The following is a 16,441-nucleotide window of genomic DNA, read 5'->3' as shown; positions in this document are numbered from 1 at the left end:
AATACTATAATTAAATTGATCCGAAATTTTATACCGAGATTATTACAAACAAGGTTGTAATGTTTTGATTAGTGAGAGATAATACAGCTTTAATTCTTTTTTTTGATGGGTACAGCACTCCTGTCAATAACTGCCTGTGCTTTAGGGTCAACATACTCAGCATCTCTGTCTTCGGGGATGTTGCGCATATCCAGGTTCTCTATGTATTGCCATTTGCCATTTTTAAGCTTGTATCCGTCATAAGTAAGGTCGGGGCCAAAGGTATCAGGCTTGTCTTTTAACTTTTGATCGGGAGGCGCCAGGTGGTCAAATACAATTAAGTTTTGATCGGGCACATAACGTAGCAGCATAGATGCCTGCCTGGTATATTCAAATATCACCCTTTTGCGATTTTTGCCATTACCATCAAATACAGCCATACCTAAGTTTGGCTTATCATCTTTATCAAAAGAAAGCACCTCAATTACTTTTTTGGTAGATTTTATTGTGTTGCCTTTCCATCCCAACAAAACGTAATATGGATTTGCCGCCGCTATCCTTATTATTTTATAATACTGTGCCCCGTACCATTTACGATTGTTGGTAACTGAGTCTTCAGGATTTTTTAATAAAGGGGAATAGTCCTCCAGCGGATACATAAGCAAGTTGCTGCCTGTATTCATTTGTACAGTGCCATAAAAACGGTAGCTGCCATCCTGGTTCATAATATGCCAGCTAAGTATACGGAAGCGGTTATCGGGTGAATTAATGATACTTATACTTTTTACCGAATCAAAAGGATAGTTAAAAGAGTGGGGCACTTTTAGCGCACCAACCAATAATTTGATAAATTTGTAGTTAGCATTTTTACGCTCCAAATCATCCGGGTCATTTATAAACTTTTTGCCAAGCATTTTCAAACTATCCTGATAGATACTTAACTCCTTCAGGTTCTTGCTTTCGTCAGAATGCTGCGAAAAGGAGGTGGTGAAAACGAATAACAGGAAGAGGGCTAAAAGGAAACCTTTCATCAAAGATTATTATGATAAATATATTGCAGATACTAACGTAGTAACGGCTGCTAAATTATTAAAAAGAAATATTGATGTTATGACAAGTTTTCAATAACCATTGCGCTGGCACCGCCACCACCATTACAAACACCCGCAGCACCCAGTTTACCGCCATTTTGCTGTAAAACATGTATCAATGTTACAATGATACGTGCGCCCGATGCACCCAGCGGGTGACCAATAGCAACTGCACCGCCATTAACATTAACTTTAGCAGGATCGAGGTTTAATAATTTATTATTAGCAACAGACACTACCGAAAAAGCTTCGTTTATCTCAAAGAAGTCAATATTATCTGATGATATACCGGCTTTATGCAAAGCCAGGGGGATTGCTTTTGATGGGGCAGTAGTGAAATATTCAGGGGCCTGTTGTGCATCAGCGAAAGAAACTATCCGGGCTAACGGCTTAATGCCCATTGCTTCGGCTTTTTCTTTGCTCATTAAAACTAATGCGGCAGCACCATCATTAAGGGTGGACGCATTGGCGGCCGTAACTGTACCTTCTTTTTTAAATACAGGCTTAAGGGTAGGGATCTTATCAAACTTTACGGTTTGTGGTTCTTCATCATCAGCAAATAAAGTAACCTCGCCTTTTTTATCTTTTAGTTCAACAGGGGTAATTTCTGCTTTAAACTTACCATTGGCCTGTGATTGCTGTGCGCGTTTGTATGATTCTATAGCGAAGGCATCCTGTTCCTCGCGGGTAACATTACAGTCAACCGCGCAAAGCTCCGCTGCCGATCCCATATGGTAATCGTTATATACATCCCAAAGGCCATCTTTTACAAGGCCATCTATAATTTGTCCGTTTCCTAAGCGATAGCCATTACGGGCTTTATCAAGATAATAGGGTACGTTGCTCATGCTTTCCATACCACCGGCCAAAACAATATCATTATCGCCATTGGCAATGCTTTGAGCTGCCAGCATAATAGCCTTCATGCCAGATGCGCATACTTTATTAACTGTAGTAGCAGGTAAATAAGGTAAACCGGCAAATATTGCCGCCTGGGTTGCCGGTGCCTGCCCTAAATTGGCCGATAGCACATTGCCCATGTATACTTCCTGAATATCAGATGGCTGTAAACCTGCTTTTTCAATAGCCGATTTAATAACTACAGCGCCCAATTGCGTTGCCGATAACGATGCTAAGCTGCCGCCAAAACTACCAATAGCTGTGCGTGTGGCGGATACTATATATACTTCTTTCATAAGAAAAATGCCTTTTTATAATGGTGTGGCAAATTTAGGATTTCTTACTGATAGATAACGATAGAATCATAAAATATTATGCATGCATAGTATTTTATATTTGTGATACAATTACTCCGAAGCCTTTTTCTTACGGACGCTTTTCTTCCTCGCCTTTAAAGCTTCCTGCAGCAAATACTCTATTTGCCCGTTTGTGCTGCGAAACTCATCGGCACCCCATACCTCTATTTCCTTGAGAACATCGGGGTTTATCCTTAATATAAATGCTTTTTTCTCTGCCATATTATATTATTGGGTTGCAGCTTGTTGTTGACGCAGCATAATGATAACCAGCCCCATAAATGCCAGGAGGGGCAATGGCGGCGTATTGGCCTGTTGCGTAACCTGGTCTATAATAACTGTATAAGGCTGCTTAAAATTAAAGGCTTTTTGGGTTATCTGTAAAATATCACCCTGGGTATCATTAGTTAAACTAAGCGATTTCGAGAACAGCTTTTTATACAGATATGTCGCTTCAAAGCCGTTATCCATTTTAAGATTAAAATCTCTTTTCCATGTTTCGGGTACAAGTGTGCCAATGGTTTCATCTTCGCCCTTGTTCACCAAAATGGTTCGGTTAAACCAGCCTTTGCGTTTAATGGTGTAAGTTACCTGCGGCGTTTCTATAATGGCATCACGCTTAAAGTTTGACCGGTATCTTAGCTTCGCATACACAAATTGGCCGTCGGTAAGTTCAAATTCAGGCTTCCAGAAGCCTTTTTTTACAACGGCTAATTCGTTTGTTCGTAGCTGGTCAATATTTCTATAATCGCCCATTATTAATGATATAAAGTGCCGGTATTAACAATTGGAGATACACTTCTGTCGCCACACAATACAACCAGCAGGTTGCTTACCATGGCTGCCTTGCGTTCTTCATCCAACTCAATAATGTTCTTCTCTTCCATCTTCTGTAAAGCCATTTCAACCATTCCTACGGCACCTTCAACAATAAGTCTGCGGGCAGATATTATGGCTGATGCCTGCTGGCGCTGTAACATGGCATGGGCAATCTCTGGCGCATAAGCCAGGTGAGAGATACGGGCCTCCAAAACCTCTATGCCTGCGCGTTCTAACCGTTCATTTAATTCCTGTACCAAAAGTATCCCAACCTGTTCCGAGCCGCCACGCAGGGTAATGCTTGCATTCTCATCCTCGATATGGTCATAAGGGAATGAATTGGCCAGATGCCTTACCGCAGCCTCGCTTTGTATATTTACATATTGCAGGTAGTTTTCTACCGCGAAAACCGCCTTTGCAGTGTCCTTTATTTGCCATACTATAACGGCGGCAATCTCTATAGGGTTACCTACGCTATCATTCACCTTTAATTGTTGCCCGTTAAGATTAAAGGCTTTTAGTGATACCTTCTTTTTAACGGTGAAGGGGTTCACCCAAAAAAATCCATCTTGTTTAACCGTGCCCTGGTATTTACCAAACAAGGTAAGCACCTTAGATTCGTTAGGGTTTACAATGGCCAGGCCGGGTAAAATAAAAACAAAGTTTACTAAGCATATAATAGCGCCTATTAAAGGTTGTTCGAGGTAAAAAGAATAGGCTGCAGCGGCAATAAGCACAAGTACTAAAACAAAGGCTAAATAGCCGGATGGTGCTGTGGTGACTTTTTCGGTTTGCATGGTTTTGTTTGATTTTAAAATGATATCATAAAGATATCAACTTTGTTTTGATAAAAACAAGAAAAATCACAGATAACCGAAACTTATATTATTTTTGATTGGATATACTCGTCTATGGCAAAACTATCATCGTCCCGGCAAAAGGCATTACTGCGTAAATACGCCCTAAATGTTAAGTTTTTTATGATGCTGGTGAGCGTAGCTGTCATCGTATATGCCTTGCCCAAACAAGCCAAATTTGGCTACGAGTATGAAAAGGGTCGGATATGGAATCAGAAAGACCTGGTATCGCCTTATAATTTTGCCATATTAAAAACCAATGCCGAGATTGAGGCCGATCAAAGAGCCGCGCTGAGTGCCGTAACACCTATATATCAAAAGAATGATGAGATGAGCCAGCAGCAGCAGGACGGTTTTAAAACCGATCTTGAAATAAAATGGCACTCGGCAGGGTTAAACGAACGACAAAAAGATACTTACCTGCAAACCGGCTTTAATATTTTAAAAGCATGTTATGACAGGGGGATACTAAAACTAAATCCAAAATATCAGCAGGCCGGCAAAAACTACCAGATAACCATTTTAAGCGGTAATGTGGCCACTGATAAAAATACCGCCGATTTATTTACACGCGAACGGGCAATTGCTTATTGCGATTTTGAGATAGGTAAGGTGCCGGGCCTTGACAAAGCTTTTTTATTGAACCTGGTACAAGACAGGCTACAAAATAATTTGACTTATGATGCCAAACTAACCGCACGATTAGAGAAAGAGGTTACCGAAAACTTATCCATAACACGCGGGATGGTTCAAAAAGGCGAAACTATTATAGGTAAAGGTTCTGTAATAAATGACGAGGCATATCAAAAGCTGGCATCGTATAAAAAAGCATTTGAAGATAATGCGCGTACCAATGGCAATCATAGCCTGGTTTTATTAGGGCAGTTTTTGCTGGTGGGTATTACCCTAACGTTGCTAATGGTATTCCTATACCTGTTTAGGCGTGATATTTATGATGATAACCGCTTAGTAAGCCTCATATTGCTGGTAATAACCGCTATGTTGGCAACGCTATCATTAGCCATAAAACTGGAGCTCCCCAACTTTTACTATATACCATATTGTATAGTGCCTATCATCATCCGCATTTTATTTGATACGCGTTTGGCACTAAACATTCACTTGCTGGTAGTATTGATAGCGGGCTTTTTTGTACCGAACAGCTTTGAATTTGCTTTTTTTGAGATAACTGCGGGGATGGTATCTATTTACAGCATCAAAAACCTTATCCGCCGCGAGCAATTCCTGATATCAGCGCTTATCATTACTTTTACATATTTTGTTGCGTTCCTGGGGATCTCGCTAATAAGAGAAGGAACTTTCACCACAATTGACTGGGTCGATTTTATACCTTTTGCTGTAAGTGTGCTACTTACTTTACTGGCATATCCGCTTATTTATTTATTCGAAAAGGTATTTGCCATTACATCAGATATCACCTTAATAGAGTTAACCAATACCAACGCGCCTTTGCTGCGCGAAATGGCCTTTAGTGCGCCGGGTACTTTCCAACACTCGTTACAGGTGGCTAACCTGGCCGAGAATGCGATTTATACAATTGGGGGTAATGCGTTGCTGGTTAGGGCAGGGGCATTATACCACGATATTGGTAAAATGGAAAATCCGCTGTTTTTTATCGAGAACCAAAGCTCGGGCTTTAATCCGCACGATAAGTTACCCTATGAGGAAAGCGCCCAGATCATCATCCGCCACGTAAGCAAGGGCATTGAAATGGCGCGTAAAGCCAACCTGCCCGAGATAGTTATCGATTTTATACGCACCCATCATGGTAATACCCGGGTGGATTATTTTTATCAGTCATTTTTGAAAAATTTTCCGGAAAAATTCATCAACGAGAACATTTTTCGCTATCCAGGGCCTATTCCATTCTCAAAAGAAGCGGGTGTTTTGATGCTTGCCGACTCTGTAGAGGCCGCTTCACGCTCTTTAAAAGAGCCCGACGAAGAATCCATCAGCATACTGGTTGACCGTATTGTGAAGTACAAGCTTGATCAAAACCAATTGAATGACAGTAACATAACATTGAAAGATCTGGAAACTATAAAACAGATTTTTAAGCGAATGCTGATGAGTATTTACCACGTAAGAATAGATTATTAAAAATCTGATTTATTTTTTTGTCAGCTTAAGCTAATTACTATATTTGCAATCCCTGAAAAAAGGGAAATATTCTTGAAAATAAATGGTGAGGTGCCTGAGAGGCCGAAAGGATCAGTTTGCTAAACTGACGTACGGGAAACTGTACCGAGGGTTCGAATCCCTCCCTCACCGCAAATTAGTAGCTCAAATGCTCGCAAAAACCTGTAAATCGTTGATTTACAGGTTTTTTTGTTTTAACGCAAAACCAAAAAAAACGCCGAAACTCATAACTCTGGTGCGCTATTCGTGTAGTGCGCACCAAAATCAGGGAAAAAGCGCACCAAAAGTGCCTTAATTATCTGAAAATTAGATGTTTAATAGATGAACATCTTGACATTCGAGTATCTCAGACCGATATTTATTCACCCTAATATTGTAAGAGATTATGTTAGAAAAGAGTTTAGGTTTAATGTTTTTCCTTAAAAAACCGCAGGATTATGTAGAAGGACTTGTGTCTATTTATTTAAGAATCACTGTTGATGGTGTCCGTAAAGAAATGTCCACCAAACGTTTTTGGGACCCGGAGAAGTGGAACGCGAAAGCCAATCGGGCAATCGGTAACAAAGAGGAAAGCAAAAACCTCAACACCTATTTGGATGTGCTGCAAAATAAGGCCTATGACGCGCGGACACATTTGATAGACCGGGGCAAGATCGTGACCGCATTAGCCATCAGGAATATAATATCGGGAGAAGACCAACGCCAATGGATGCTGCTGACGCTTTTCAAGACGCATAACAATGGTTTGGAAGCAATGATTGGTAAGGGTGTGGCGAAAGGTACTCATACTAATTTTGAGACTTCCTATAAGCACGTTTCCAAGTTCCTGAAATCAAAGTACAAAGTGGACGATATTAATATCTTGTCTCTCGACCTTGAATTTATTAAAAAGCTGTATAACTGGTTCAGAACGGTCAAAGATCTAAATCATAATTCAGCGCTGAAGAATATCGCCAACATGAAAAAGATCGTACTGGATTGTGTTGACAACGGCTGGTTGGTGGCCGACCCTTTTGCAAAGTTTGAAATGACCAGGGATGAAGTCGATACTGTTTATTTGACTAAAGAGCAGGTTCAGGCTATCGCGAACAAAAAAATTACTAACCCTCGCCTGAGCCGGGTTAGAGACCTATTTATCTTCTCCTGCTTTACAGGTTTGTCCTTTATTGACATGAAGCAATTAAAACGCTCCGAAGTGTCAACAACCAACGGGGAATTGCGCATTTATAAAAATCGGCAGAAAACGGGCACACCCGCAGTTATCCCGCTGTTGCCTATGGCTAAAGGAATCTTAAAGAAATATGAGCACGATGAATATTGCATTGTTAAGGACATGCTGTTGCCAGTATTGAGTAACCAGAAGTACAACAGTTATCTTAAAGAACTGGGGGATATGTGTGGTGTAGAAATCGAATTGAGTTCGAAGATCGCCCGTAATACTTTTGGTACTACGATCACCCTGGCCAATAACGTACCGATGGAAACCATCAGCAAAATGATGGGACATAAAAGCCTGCGTCAAACCCAGCATTACGCCAAAGTACTTGCTATTAAAGTTACCGAGGACATGGCCAACTTAAATAAACGGCTTACAAAGATTAAGTTTATGGCTGATTCGCCTATTTTGAATGAGGAAAAGCCAAAAATGAGAATTGTTTAAATCTGCTAAAAAACACCCACCTCGACACAAGGGTTGAATTTCTTTTAGACGACTTCATCAAATTTGAATCCCGCATAATTTTCATGCGGGGTTTTTGATGGATTAATCTCAACAGTATGGCAGCAGAAATTATCACTAAAGAAGATCTCGTCGAATTTGAAGACCGCCTTTTGGACAAGATTAAAAAAATGATGGCTCAATCTACGGACCAACCACGTAAATGGCTGAGAAGTGCGCAGGTCAGAAAGATGCTCAATATATCGCCTAACACCTTGACCAGTTTGCGGGTCAACGGGATTATCAAGTTCACGCGTTTGGGCGGTATCATGTATTACAATAACGACGATATCAATCAAATGCTGGCAGGTAATCAATAGCTTATGAAACAATTGAATGCTTTGGCGCGCTTTATGATCCAGGCGGCCAAAAATACCGGGATTTTACCCACTCATATCAGCCTCTATCTCGCGCTGTTTTGGAGCTGGAAACAAAACAACTTCTGCGAACCGTTCGCCGTTTACCGTAAGGAGCTGATGGTGCTGGCTCATATCAATTCTATCGCCACTTATCATAAATGCATCAAAGATCTAAGCGACATGGGTATTATAGGTTATGTACCATCTTATAATTATTACCGGGGCAGTCTCATCTACCTGGCAGACATTAATCAGAAACCACTAAAATAATGGAAGACTTCAATCAGACAGACAACCAACGGATCGTTGAAAAAATTTATCTGATACGAGGTATCAAAGTCATGTTGGATAAGGACCTCGCTGAAATGTACGGTACCATTCCGATACGGCTGAGGCAACAAGTCAGCCGAAATAAAGAGCGTTTTCCTGAACATTTCATGTTTCAACTGAATGAACAGGAGGTTGGCGATATGGTATCACAAAATGTGATACCTTCCCGGCAATCACTGGGTGGCGCTTTGCCTTACGTATTCAGCGAACATGGAATACTGATGTTAGCCAATGTTATCAAAAGCCAGCAAGCTATCGCAATGAGCATTAAGATCATAGAGGTCTTCATTAAATTCCGGGAAATGCTGATCTCACAAAAGGACTTGCTGCTTAAGTTCGAACAACTGGAAAAACTGATTATTCAGCATGATGACGACATCCATGTGATCTTTCAAACCTTAAAGCAGTTGATACAGCAGGAAAGTGAGCCGCGCGAACCGATAGGGTTCAAAATAAAAAGCTAATTCAAGCTATATGCCTTGTTACTGAAGGTATCGCATTTTTCGGTGCCTTTTTATGTTATAGACTTCTATAATTCCAGTATTCTACAAATCTATAATTATATAACCACCCTTCGGCTATAGTGTTGAAATTGGCTTAGCCCAGCTTGGGAAATTTGTTCCATGATCAAACGTAAAGCCAAACGGATCACCAAACCGATCCATAAAGCAACAGGGCCAATAACCCAAAGAGGCTTTGGGCACGAAATGCCGCCCGAGCAGGCACTGGTACAAATTTATTTTGAGCAACAAGGGATGGAGAAGGAAGGGACCCTTTTTTTCAAGTTTTATGACAGGACAGATTGGTGCGGTCCACGTGGCAGACCATACCGTAACTGGAAAGTGCTCGCCGTCCGCTGGATATCCAATATCATCAATACATAAATCTATAATTCTAAAAATCTATATCATGGCAAAGATCATTACCATCGCCCATCAAAAAGGCGGCGTCGGCAAAAGTACCCTCGCCCTCAATCTCGCCTTATGTTTCCAGGATCAACTCAAAGTGGCGCTTGTTGACACCGATATGCAGGGTAGCCTTTATCATCTAAAAGAAGATTTTAAGGGCGTGACGATTATCGGTACGGAGGGTTTCAAAAACATTCAGCAACTTCCTTACGAGTTGGTGATCGTTGATACGCCGCCATATCTGTCGAACCATTTGCCTGAATTGTTCCTGCACTCTGATTTCATATTGGTACCAACCAAGGCCGGCTTTTTCGACGTCATGGCAATCCGTTCAACGCTGTCGCTTATCCAGCAAGCGCGGTCCAGGAATAATCACATAAAAGCCGCTATTATTCTTAATATGGTCAAGCCGCGTACAGGTCTCACTAAAGACGTGACGGCATTGCTGGAAGGCATGGAAACTCCGCTTTTAAAGACCGTCGTTCATGACCGCGTCAGCATTACCAGATCGGCGATAACCGCCGGAATTATAAATGGAACCGACCCCAAAGCAAAAGCTGAGATCATGGCACTGGCAGAAGAAGTCGTTAACTACCTGACGGTAGAAATATAGAAATCTATAATTCTATAAATACATAATAATAGACTGATGGAAGATTACAAAAATAAACTCAGCAACCTGGCCGGGAAACTTAAACAGGAAAAGCCACGAACACCTATTCAGCAGATACAGCCGGTCAAAACAAGACCTCTCAAAGAAGCGGAAGTGCAGCTCAATACCTGGATACCCAAAGGCTTGATGAGAGACATCAAGAACTACGGGGTAGCTAACGATCTCTCCCAAAAGGATATCACTATCGAAGCGCTGAAATCCTATCTGGAAGCCAAAGTAAAAACCAATGAAAAACACTGACAGCAGGAGCAGACCGCCTCTTCGGAGCAGTCAGCAAGATGTACGTTTGTCTGACAAACGAATCTTGCCCCGCCCTCCGGAGTCAGCCGCGGTCCCAGTAAAAATGCTCCGAAGTCGCATTTTTTTAAACTAAGGAAATGGAAAAGCAGGAAGAAAATCGCAGCCGTAGAGTCATCGTTCGCTTTAAACCGGCAGAGTACGAATTGCTGGAAAAGCGTTTTAAAAAAACATTATTCAGAAAATTGAGTGAGTACACCCGGGATGTGCTGCTGGAAAGAAAAATTACAGTCACCTACCGGGACAGAGCGATGGATGATATACTGGATGAACTGATCCTGTTAAGGCAGGAACTCAATGCTATCGGCAATAATTTAAACCAGGCCGTGCGCGGTATCAACAGCGCTCATGGCAATGCTGATACCCGATTATGGATGAATTTAATGAGCATCATTAATAGCAAACTGGAGCCTTCTATCAGCCAGATCAAAGAACGGATGAACGAATACGCGGATATATGGTCGCAAAAATTAAGACCGGCAAAAGCCTGAACGGCGCGCTTAACTATAACGAGAACAAAGTGAAACAGGGCAAAGCTACATTGATAGAAACATCCGGCTATTTCAAGGATGCAGGAGATTTATCCTTTAATGACAAGCTATTCCGGCTGGCCGATCTGGCTGCCATGAACCAACGCGCGAAAACCAATACAGTACATATTTCACTGAATTTCCCGAACGGGGAAGTGCTGCGTGATGACACATTAAGAGACATCGTCAAAGATTATATGCTGGGCATAGGATTTCAAACCCAGCCTTATCTGGTTTACCGGCACGAGGATGCCGGGCACCCGCATGTTCATATCGTAACCACCAATATAAAAAGGGATGGCGAACGGATCAATCTGCATTACCTCGGGCAAAATGAATCTGAGAAGGCCAGGAAAGGCATCGAGATAAAATTCAACCTGACCAGGGCAGATGAACAGCCAAAACAAAAACCTGACCTGAAAGCGGATGTTTCAGCCGTTGAATACGGTAAAGCCGAAACCAAGCGTACGGTCACCAACATCCTCGGATATGTGTTAAGAGCCTACAAATTCACCAGCTTTCCTGAACTCAACGCCGTTTTAGAACAATACAACATCCGGGCTGACCGTGGTTCCAAAGATTCAAGAATGTATGCCCGCGAAGGACTAGTTTACTGGATACTGGATAAGCAAGGCGATAAAATTGGTATACCGATCAAAGCCAGCAGCATTTATGATAAACCGACACTGAAAAAATTGGAGGAAAAATTCGGGCTTAACGCGCAACTACGTAAACCATTTAAAGAGAACCTGATCAAAATACTGGATGAGGTTCTGGCTAAACCACAAACCAAAAGAGGCTTTCAATCTGCGCTTAGGGCGAAAGGCATCCCCTCTATCCTGCGCCAAAACGATGCAGGCCGGATTTATGGCGTAACGTTTATTGATCAAAAAAATAAAACCGTATTTAATGGCAGTGATTTGGGCAAAGCATATAGCGCTAATCAACTCAGTGCTCAATTACTTCCTGATCCGTTAACCAAAACGGCCGGTCAATATCAAAAAACTCCCGACCAGGGTACATTCGGTCTGACATCAACCGCCGGTGACGAAATGCTTGATGTTTTATTTGCCGTCGAGCGGGAAGATCTGGCAGCGCTTAACAAATTTAAGAAGAGGAAACGAAAAGGACTTAATCTTTAACATCATGCAAACCGGAGAAAACGAACAGGCGCTGCGGAAGATCATTGATTTCACCAGGCTGCTAAGCATTACCATATTGATCATCCATTTTTACCTGTGCTGTTATCCGGCATTTCTGGAAATAAGGCTGACGCACAAAATAGTTGACCATGTGTTGTTGCCAATTTCGAGAATGTCAATCTTCAAAACAGTATTCACCGCAAAACTAAGCGCGCTGCTTTTGCTTATTGTTTCCCTTATTGGCAGTAAAGGTAGGCGAGACGAAAAGATCCGGCCGAAAACTATTATCACCTATTGCCTGACCGGTCTGCTTATCTATTTCTGTAGTAGTCTCCTCTTAACTCGTCCGTGGCTGTATATTGGTGCAACAGCATTTGGTTATATGTTATTCCTGACCGGTGGCGGCTTGCTCTTCCGGATGCTCAAACTCAAACTAGGGGACGATATTTTCAATAAAGAAAATGAAACTTTTCCGCAGGAAGAGCGGCTGCTGGAAAATGAATACTCCATTAATTTACCGGCCAAATACCAATTAAAAGGGAAAGAGCGAAACAGCTGGATCAATATCATCAATCCGTTTCGCGGAATCCTGGTTGGCGGCAGTCCCGGCGCGGGTAAATCCTATTTCGTGATCCGGCACATCATCACGCAGCATATCAGCAAAGGCTTTAGTATGCTGATCTACGATTTTAAATACGATGATTTGTCCAGGATCGCTTTTAATGCCCTGCGTGAGCATGGTGGCCGATCTTTTTACGTTATCAATTTTGAAAATATCATGCACCGCAGCAATCCGCTGGAACCTGATACGATGCTGGATATTACCGATGCTATTGAATCCGCCCGCACGATCATGCTGGGGTTAAACCGCGAGTGGATCAAAAAGCAAGGCGACTTTTTCGTGGAGTCACCCATAAACTTTGTAACCGCACTGATCTGGTTCCTGAAAAGATACAAAGGCGGTAAATACTGCACCTTGCCACATGTGATCGAATTATCGCTGATAGATTATAAAGAGTTGTTCGCCGTACTCAGTAGCGAACCGGAGATCGAAGTATTAATTAATCCTTTTATCTCCGCCTGGAAAAATGAAGCCTATGAGCAATTGGAGGGCCAGATTGCCAGCGCCAAGATCAGCCTTGCACGTTTGTCTTCACCGCAGCTCTATTATGTTTTGAGTGGTAACGACTTCTCGCTTGATATTAATAATCCGGATGATCCCAAGATCGTTTGTCTGGCCAATAACCCTCAAAAATCGCAGGTTTACGGTGCTGTTTTATCTTTATATGTGAACCGTATTAATAAACTGGTTAACCGTAAGAACCAACAAAAGTGCAGCTTGATTTTCGACGAATTCCCCACCATCTATTTTAACGGGATCGACAACCTGATCGCCACAGCACGTTCCAATAAAGTAGCAGTAACGTTGGCGGTTCAGGACTCTAGCCAGCTCAAAAAGGATTATGGCCGTGAACAGGCCGAGGTAATCATGAATATTGTCGGAAATATTATTTGCGGACAGGTAAGCGGCGATACATCGAAGCAACTATCCGAACGATTCGGTAAGATCAACCAGCAAAAGGAAAGCATATCGATTAATAGCAGTGATACCTCCGTAAGCCGTTCCACTCAACTGGATTACGCTATTCCTGCGTCAAAAATTGCAGGTCTGTCATCCGGGGAATTTGTTGGTATGGTGGCCGATGACCCGACTAATAAGATTGAACTAAAAACCTTTCACTGTCAGATTCAAAACGACCACGACGCTATCTGGCAGGAAGAATTAGCCTATCAGGATATACCCAGAGCCAGGAGTATTAATCAAAACGAAATCTTAATGAGCTATCAGCGCATTAAAGAAGATATCAAAGTATTAACAGAAGCCATCAGTGCTGAAAGTTAACAGTAGAAGGCACCCATTTTGAGTATATTTAAGCCTGTTCGGTTACTAAATCACCAATACTGATATGAAATAAATGGCAGATTTCCGTCAGCGTTTCCAGTGTCAGGTCACGTGTGCCTGATAACCAGACCCGCAATTCATTCATTTCCACCCGGATATGATCGCCGAATTGCAAACGGTTCAAGCCGGTTTCAGCAAGCAAATGCTCGATGCGGGCACTTAAAGCCTGCCGGTGTTCACTTTGCAGCAGATCAGCAGCGCATACTTTGTCTAAAAGACGACCTAAAAAGGTCAAACCGTTTCCTGTTTTCATAGCGTAGTATTAAAGTAGTATTACAAGATAAGAAACTTAGCTTTTATCTCGACAAGTTGTTGAAAACTTAACGGTCAGTTAATAGCCAGTTTACAGTTGGGCAGAATCAGTGGGTAAGTTTGATAAGCTTTTCGGCTACCGTTTGTAACAGATTCAGGTTGACCGTAGCTGTCAGCCCTTCGTTCAGTGCCCGGTAACCTCCTTCTTCATCCGGTTCAAAGAAAACGGTGACCTCATCAATCAGCACCGCAATACGGTGGGTATAACCCCACCGCTCGAAACGCGCTTTGAACTCATGTTCCGTTCCCTGGTAAACCACGGCTATGATAAATGGCTCGTTCATTAGCTTTAGAATTTGATCTTTGCGGGGTCTGTTATAATGATCTCCGGTTTACCTTTATAATCTATGACTTCTCCTTCAACAGTGATTGTTTTGGTATCTATTTGATTGCCCAGGTCTTTTGCTTTGCCTTTCAGGGCGACGGTCAGTAATTGATTGGGGTAGGCTGCACCTAAATTGATCAATACCATGCTGCCGATATCCTTGCTGCTGTATACTTTGCCCTGCACGCTTACCGTTTTGCCGGTTGCCTGCTTAATGTCCTCCAGTTTTACCGCGGTTACGATTTGTGTATTTGGCGGCGGGGGCGGAGCGGGCGTTACAGTGGTGATTTTTACCTGCTCGTTATTAAATAATTTATTGAGTTCACCTGCCAGACGGATACCCGCCTGATCGACGCGTTTACGGATGACGGGGATATATTTCTGATAATAAGCTTCGTCTATCCGCTGGCCGGCTTTGACCTGCGCGTACAATTCACTGCTGATCTGGTAGCTTTCCCATATCCATTCCATGGGGCTGTCAGATTGCCATTGTTTGATCTGCGCGGGTGTAGCTGCATCATAGGTTTTTACAATGTCGGCTTCACGCAAACCTTCGCGATCGATGAGTTTGCTGTCCCACAAACTGTGTAAGTTCGTGCCCTTATTATCAAAACGCACCTGGATCGTATTGCCTCCTTTATCTTCCTTGCGGCTAACGTGCATCGGCTGATGTGCGTCGCCTACTAAATGGATCAGGTATTTCAATGCCTCGTTCTTTTGGTCAGGTGTCAGATTTTTATCCTTTAGACTGGCTTCTGTTTTCAGGATGGCACTGTAAACGTTATTGTCACTTTCCGTTACCAGCTTAACGAACTGGTCATGCGTCAATCCCAATGGCAGGTTCAAAAAATGCCAGGGTGCCGTTTTATTGTTTCTGTTTTCATCTGCCCAGGTGGCCACATCGGCCATGCCTTCGCCTTTAAGATATGCTGAAACCACATAAGCGGTATTACTGGTCAGGTGTTTTTGTGCGATGGTCGCTATAGCGCGGTGCCCTTTGAAACCCCAGGAGATCAATGCTATGGAAAGGCCGATCAGGCAAAAATTAAACAGTTTCTTCATGCTGCGAATATATATGGAGGTGTTTTATAAAAAAAATAGTGTTGGTAAATATCAGATCACAACCCGGAAGGTGAGGTTAACGCGAGCTTTCATCGGCTTAACGGATTTGGCGATGCGGTGCTCCCAATGTTCCTGCAAACCGCTTTTCATCAGCAGGAAGGAACCGTGTTCCAGGCGAACCGAATACTTCTCGCGGTGGTTGGTTTTATTGCGGATATCAAAACTGCGGACCTGGCCAAAGCTAACCGAGGCGATCACCGGATGTTTGCCCAGAATGCTTTCCTTATCACTGTGCCAGGCAACAGAATCATTGCCATCGCGGTAATAATTTAACAGGACACTATTAAAGCTGGTGCCTGCCAATGGGTCCACGATTGCTTTGATCGCCAGCAGTTCCGGCGTCCATGGCGCCGGGTTGGATATTCTGCCGGGATGTGAATAATCGGTACCCAGATCACCATACCAGGCCGTTAGCCGCGGCGTAACCACTTCTTTATCATACAGCTTTTGTATCGTTTGTTTCCAGTGCGCTTCCGCGATAAATTTTTGCAGGAAGAAATCACCTTCCTCCGGGCTAAAAAAACCGGGAAAATATTCCAGGAAATCGGTGGGCAGGCCCTTACTTTGCCCTGCCTCAGGGAAAAAACATAATTGCTCCATC

Annotated in this window: 20 protein-coding genes and 1 tRNA gene; 12 read left to right on the top strand and 9 right to left on the bottom strand. The window is 42.7% G+C overall.

Annotated features, from left to right (window positions below; translation table 11 throughout):
- Nucleotides 1-89: 89 nt before the first annotated feature.
- From NPE20_RS05225 to NPE20_RS05205, 5 genes are all read right to left on the bottom strand, one after another.
- Nucleotides 90-1,010, bottom strand: coding sequence for a hypothetical protein (locus NPE20_RS05225; RefSeq protein ID WP_256537550.1), 921 nt, complete (start codon nt 1,008-1,010; stop codon nt 90-92).
- A gap of 77 nt (nt 1,011-1,087) precedes the next feature.
- Nucleotides 1,088-2,266, bottom strand: a complete 1,179-nt coding sequence (locus NPE20_RS05220) for an acetyl-CoA C-acyltransferase (RefSeq protein ID WP_256537549.1) — start codon at nt 2,264-2,266, stop codon at nt 1,088-1,090.
- Between the two features lie 111 nt (nt 2,267-2,377).
- Nucleotides 2,378-2,548 carry a type II toxin-antitoxin system antitoxin gene (locus tag NPE20_RS05215; protein WP_256537548.1) on the bottom strand — a complete coding sequence of 57 codons (171 nt, stop codon included), beginning with the start codon at nt 2,546-2,548 and terminating at the stop codon, nt 2,378-2,380.
- A gap of 6 nt (nt 2,549-2,554) precedes the next feature.
- A complete protein-coding gene (locus NPE20_RS05210) occupies nt 2,555-3,082 on the bottom strand; it encodes a hypothetical protein (RefSeq protein ID WP_256537547.1) in 528 nt (175 codons plus the stop codon).
- Between the two features lie 2 nt (nt 3,083-3,084).
- The gene (locus NPE20_RS05205) at nt 3,085-3,942 is read right to left on the bottom strand and encodes an SPFH domain-containing protein (protein WP_256537546.1); all 858 of its coding nucleotides are present in this window, start codon (nt 3,940-3,942) and stop codon (nt 3,085-3,087) included.
- A 114-nt stretch (nt 3,943-4,056) separates the two neighbouring features.
- Between NPE20_RS05205 and NPE20_RS05200 the strand changes: the two genes are divergently transcribed.
- From NPE20_RS05200 to mobC, 12 genes are all read left to right on the top strand, one after another.
- Entirely contained in the window at nt 4,057-6,123 is a 2,067-nt protein-coding gene (locus NPE20_RS05200) for an HD family phosphohydrolase (protein WP_256537545.1), read from the top strand.
- A gap of 84 nt (nt 6,124-6,207) precedes the next feature.
- Nucleotides 6,208-6,294, top strand: a tRNA-Ser gene (locus tag NPE20_RS05195).
- A 253-nt stretch (nt 6,295-6,547) separates the two neighbouring features.
- The gene (locus NPE20_RS05190) at nt 6,548-7,822 is read left to right on the top strand and encodes a site-specific integrase (RefSeq protein WP_256537544.1); all 1,275 of its coding nucleotides are present in this window, start codon (nt 6,548-6,550) and stop codon (nt 7,820-7,822) included.
- 116 nt (nt 7,823-7,938) lie between these two features.
- On the top strand, nt 7,939-8,199 hold the full coding sequence (locus NPE20_RS05185) for a helix-turn-helix domain-containing protein (RefSeq protein ID WP_256537543.1): 261 nt from the start codon (nt 7,939-7,941) through the stop codon (nt 8,197-8,199).
- A gap of 3 nt (nt 8,200-8,202) precedes the next feature.
- Nucleotides 8,203-8,508 (top strand): hypothetical protein, encoded by a 306-nt coding sequence (locus NPE20_RS05180; RefSeq protein ID WP_256537542.1) that lies wholly within the window; start codon nt 8,203-8,205, stop codon nt 8,506-8,508.
- On the top strand, nt 8,508-9,032 hold the full coding sequence (locus NPE20_RS05175) for an ORF6N domain-containing protein (protein WP_256537541.1): 525 nt from the start codon (nt 8,508-8,510) through the stop codon (nt 9,030-9,032). Before NPE20_RS05180 ends, NPE20_RS05175 begins: the two co-directional genes overlap by 1 nt.
- A 159-nt stretch (nt 9,033-9,191) precedes the next feature.
- Nucleotides 9,192-9,452, top strand: coding sequence for a hypothetical protein (locus tag NPE20_RS05170; protein ID WP_256537540.1), 261 nt, complete (start codon nt 9,192-9,194; stop codon nt 9,450-9,452).
- Between the two features lie 25 nt (nt 9,453-9,477).
- Nucleotides 9,478-10,089, top strand: a complete 612-nt coding sequence (locus NPE20_RS05165) for an AAA family ATPase (RefSeq protein WP_256537539.1) — start codon at nt 9,478-9,480, stop codon at nt 10,087-10,089.
- A gap of 36 nt (nt 10,090-10,125) precedes the next feature.
- Nucleotides 10,126-10,389 (top strand): hypothetical protein, encoded by a 264-nt coding sequence (locus tag NPE20_RS05160; RefSeq protein WP_256537538.1) that lies wholly within the window; start codon nt 10,126-10,128, stop codon nt 10,387-10,389.
- A 137-nt stretch (nt 10,390-10,526) separates the two neighbouring features.
- Complete coding sequence (locus NPE20_RS05155; RefSeq protein WP_256537537.1) at nt 10,527-10,937, top strand: plasmid mobilization protein; 411 nt, start codon at nt 10,527-10,529, stop codon at nt 10,935-10,937.
- Nucleotides 10,904-12,118, top strand: a complete 1,215-nt coding sequence (locus NPE20_RS05150) for a relaxase/mobilization nuclease domain-containing protein (protein WP_256537536.1) — start codon at nt 10,904-10,906, stop codon at nt 12,116-12,118. The genes NPE20_RS05155 and NPE20_RS05150 overlap by 34 nt, the downstream gene beginning before the upstream one ends.
- A 4-nt stretch (nt 12,119-12,122) precedes the next feature.
- Nucleotides 12,123-14,021 (top strand): conjugal transfer protein MobC, encoded by a 1,899-nt coding sequence (gene mobC, locus NPE20_RS05145; RefSeq protein ID WP_256537535.1) that lies wholly within the window; start codon nt 12,123-12,125, stop codon nt 14,019-14,021.
- A gap of 28 nt (nt 14,022-14,049) precedes the next feature.
- Here mobC and NPE20_RS05140 read toward each other — a convergent pair whose 3' ends face one another.
- The 4 genes from NPE20_RS05140 to NPE20_RS05125 form a co-directional block, all read right to left on the bottom strand.
- Complete coding sequence (locus NPE20_RS05140) at nt 14,050-14,334, bottom strand: helix-turn-helix domain-containing protein (RefSeq protein WP_256537534.1); 285 nt, start codon at nt 14,332-14,334, stop codon at nt 14,050-14,052.
- Nucleotides 14,335-14,440: 106 nt separating this feature from the next.
- Complete coding sequence (locus NPE20_RS05135) at nt 14,441-14,677, bottom strand: hypothetical protein (protein WP_256537533.1); 237 nt, start codon at nt 14,675-14,677, stop codon at nt 14,441-14,443.
- Nucleotides 14,678-14,682: 5 nt separating this feature from the next.
- Entirely contained in the window at nt 14,683-15,780 is a 1,098-nt protein-coding gene (locus tag NPE20_RS05130; RefSeq protein WP_256537532.1) for a S1/P1 nuclease, read from the bottom strand.
- Nucleotides 15,781-15,831: 51 nt separating this feature from the next.
- Nucleotides 15,832-16,440, bottom strand: a complete 609-nt coding sequence (locus NPE20_RS05125; protein WP_256537531.1) for an alpha-ketoglutarate-dependent dioxygenase AlkB family protein — start codon at nt 16,438-16,440, stop codon at nt 15,832-15,834.
- Between the last annotated feature and the right edge of the window lies 1 nt (nt 16,441).

The organism is Mucilaginibacter aquariorum (assembly GCF_024498135.1).
In the GTDB taxonomy this organism is placed as follows: domain Bacteria; phylum Bacteroidota; class Bacteroidia; order Sphingobacteriales; family Sphingobacteriaceae; genus Mucilaginibacter; species Mucilaginibacter aquariorum.
This window is presented reverse-complemented; position numbering and strand designations above follow the sequence as displayed.

What these genes read in the sequence shown, in the direction of transcription:
- NPE20_RS05225 (WP_256537550.1), bottom strand. Translation starts at nt 1,010, where the DNA reads ATGAAAGGTTTCCTTTTAGCCCTCTTCCTGTTATTCGTTTTCACCACC.
- NPE20_RS05220 (WP_256537549.1), bottom strand. Translation starts at nt 2,266, where the DNA reads ATGAAAGAAGTATATATAGTATCCGCCACACGCACAGCTATTGGTAGT.
- NPE20_RS05215 (WP_256537548.1), bottom strand. Translation starts at nt 2,548, where the DNA reads ATGGCAGAGAAAAAAGCATTTATATTAAGGATAAACCCCGATGTTCTC.
- NPE20_RS05210 (WP_256537547.1), bottom strand. Translation starts at nt 3,082, where the DNA reads ATGGGCGATTATAGAAATATTGACCAGCTACGAACAAACGAATTAGCC.
- NPE20_RS05205 (WP_256537546.1), bottom strand. Translation starts at nt 3,942, where the DNA reads ATGCAAACCGAAAAAGTCACCACAGCACCATCCGGCTATTTAGCCTTT.
- NPE20_RS05200 (WP_256537545.1), top strand. Translation starts at nt 4,057, where the DNA reads ATGGCAAAACTATCATCGTCCCGGCAAAAGGCATTACTGCGTAAATAC.
- NPE20_RS05190 (WP_256537544.1), top strand. Translation starts at nt 6,548, where the DNA reads ATGTTAGAAAAGAGTTTAGGTTTAATGTTTTTCCTTAAAAAACCGCAG.
- NPE20_RS05185 (WP_256537543.1), top strand. Translation starts at nt 7,939, where the DNA reads ATGGCAGCAGAAATTATCACTAAAGAAGATCTCGTCGAATTTGAAGAC.
- NPE20_RS05180 (WP_256537542.1), top strand. Translation starts at nt 8,203, where the DNA reads ATGAAACAATTGAATGCTTTGGCGCGCTTTATGATCCAGGCGGCCAAA.
- NPE20_RS05175 (WP_256537541.1), top strand. Translation starts at nt 8,508, where the DNA reads ATGGAAGACTTCAATCAGACAGACAACCAACGGATCGTTGAAAAAATT.
- NPE20_RS05170 (WP_256537540.1), top strand. Translation starts at nt 9,192, where the DNA reads ATGATCAAACGTAAAGCCAAACGGATCACCAAACCGATCCATAAAGCA.
- NPE20_RS05165 (WP_256537539.1), top strand. Translation starts at nt 9,478, where the DNA reads ATGGCAAAGATCATTACCATCGCCCATCAAAAAGGCGGCGTCGGCAAA.
- NPE20_RS05160 (WP_256537538.1), top strand. Translation starts at nt 10,126, where the DNA reads ATGGAAGATTACAAAAATAAACTCAGCAACCTGGCCGGGAAACTTAAA.
- NPE20_RS05155 (WP_256537537.1), top strand. Translation starts at nt 10,527, where the DNA reads ATGGAAAAGCAGGAAGAAAATCGCAGCCGTAGAGTCATCGTTCGCTTT.
- NPE20_RS05150 (WP_256537536.1), top strand. Translation starts at nt 10,904, where the DNA reads ATGGTCGCAAAAATTAAGACCGGCAAAAGCCTGAACGGCGCGCTTAAC.
- mobC (WP_256537535.1), top strand. Translation starts at nt 12,123, where the DNA reads ATGCAAACCGGAGAAAACGAACAGGCGCTGCGGAAGATCATTGATTTC.
- NPE20_RS05140 (WP_256537534.1), bottom strand. Translation starts at nt 14,334, where the DNA reads ATGAAAACAGGAAACGGTTTGACCTTTTTAGGTCGTCTTTTAGACAAA.
- NPE20_RS05135 (WP_256537533.1), bottom strand. Translation starts at nt 14,677, where the DNA reads ATGAACGAGCCATTTATCATAGCCGTGGTTTACCAGGGAACGGAACAT.
- NPE20_RS05130 (WP_256537532.1), bottom strand. Translation starts at nt 15,780, where the DNA reads ATGAAGAAACTGTTTAATTTTTGCCTGATCGGCCTTTCCATAGCATTG.
- NPE20_RS05125 (WP_256537531.1), bottom strand. Translation starts at nt 16,440, where the DNA reads ATGGAGCAATTATGTTTTTTCCCTGAGGCAGGGCAAAGTAAGGGCCTG.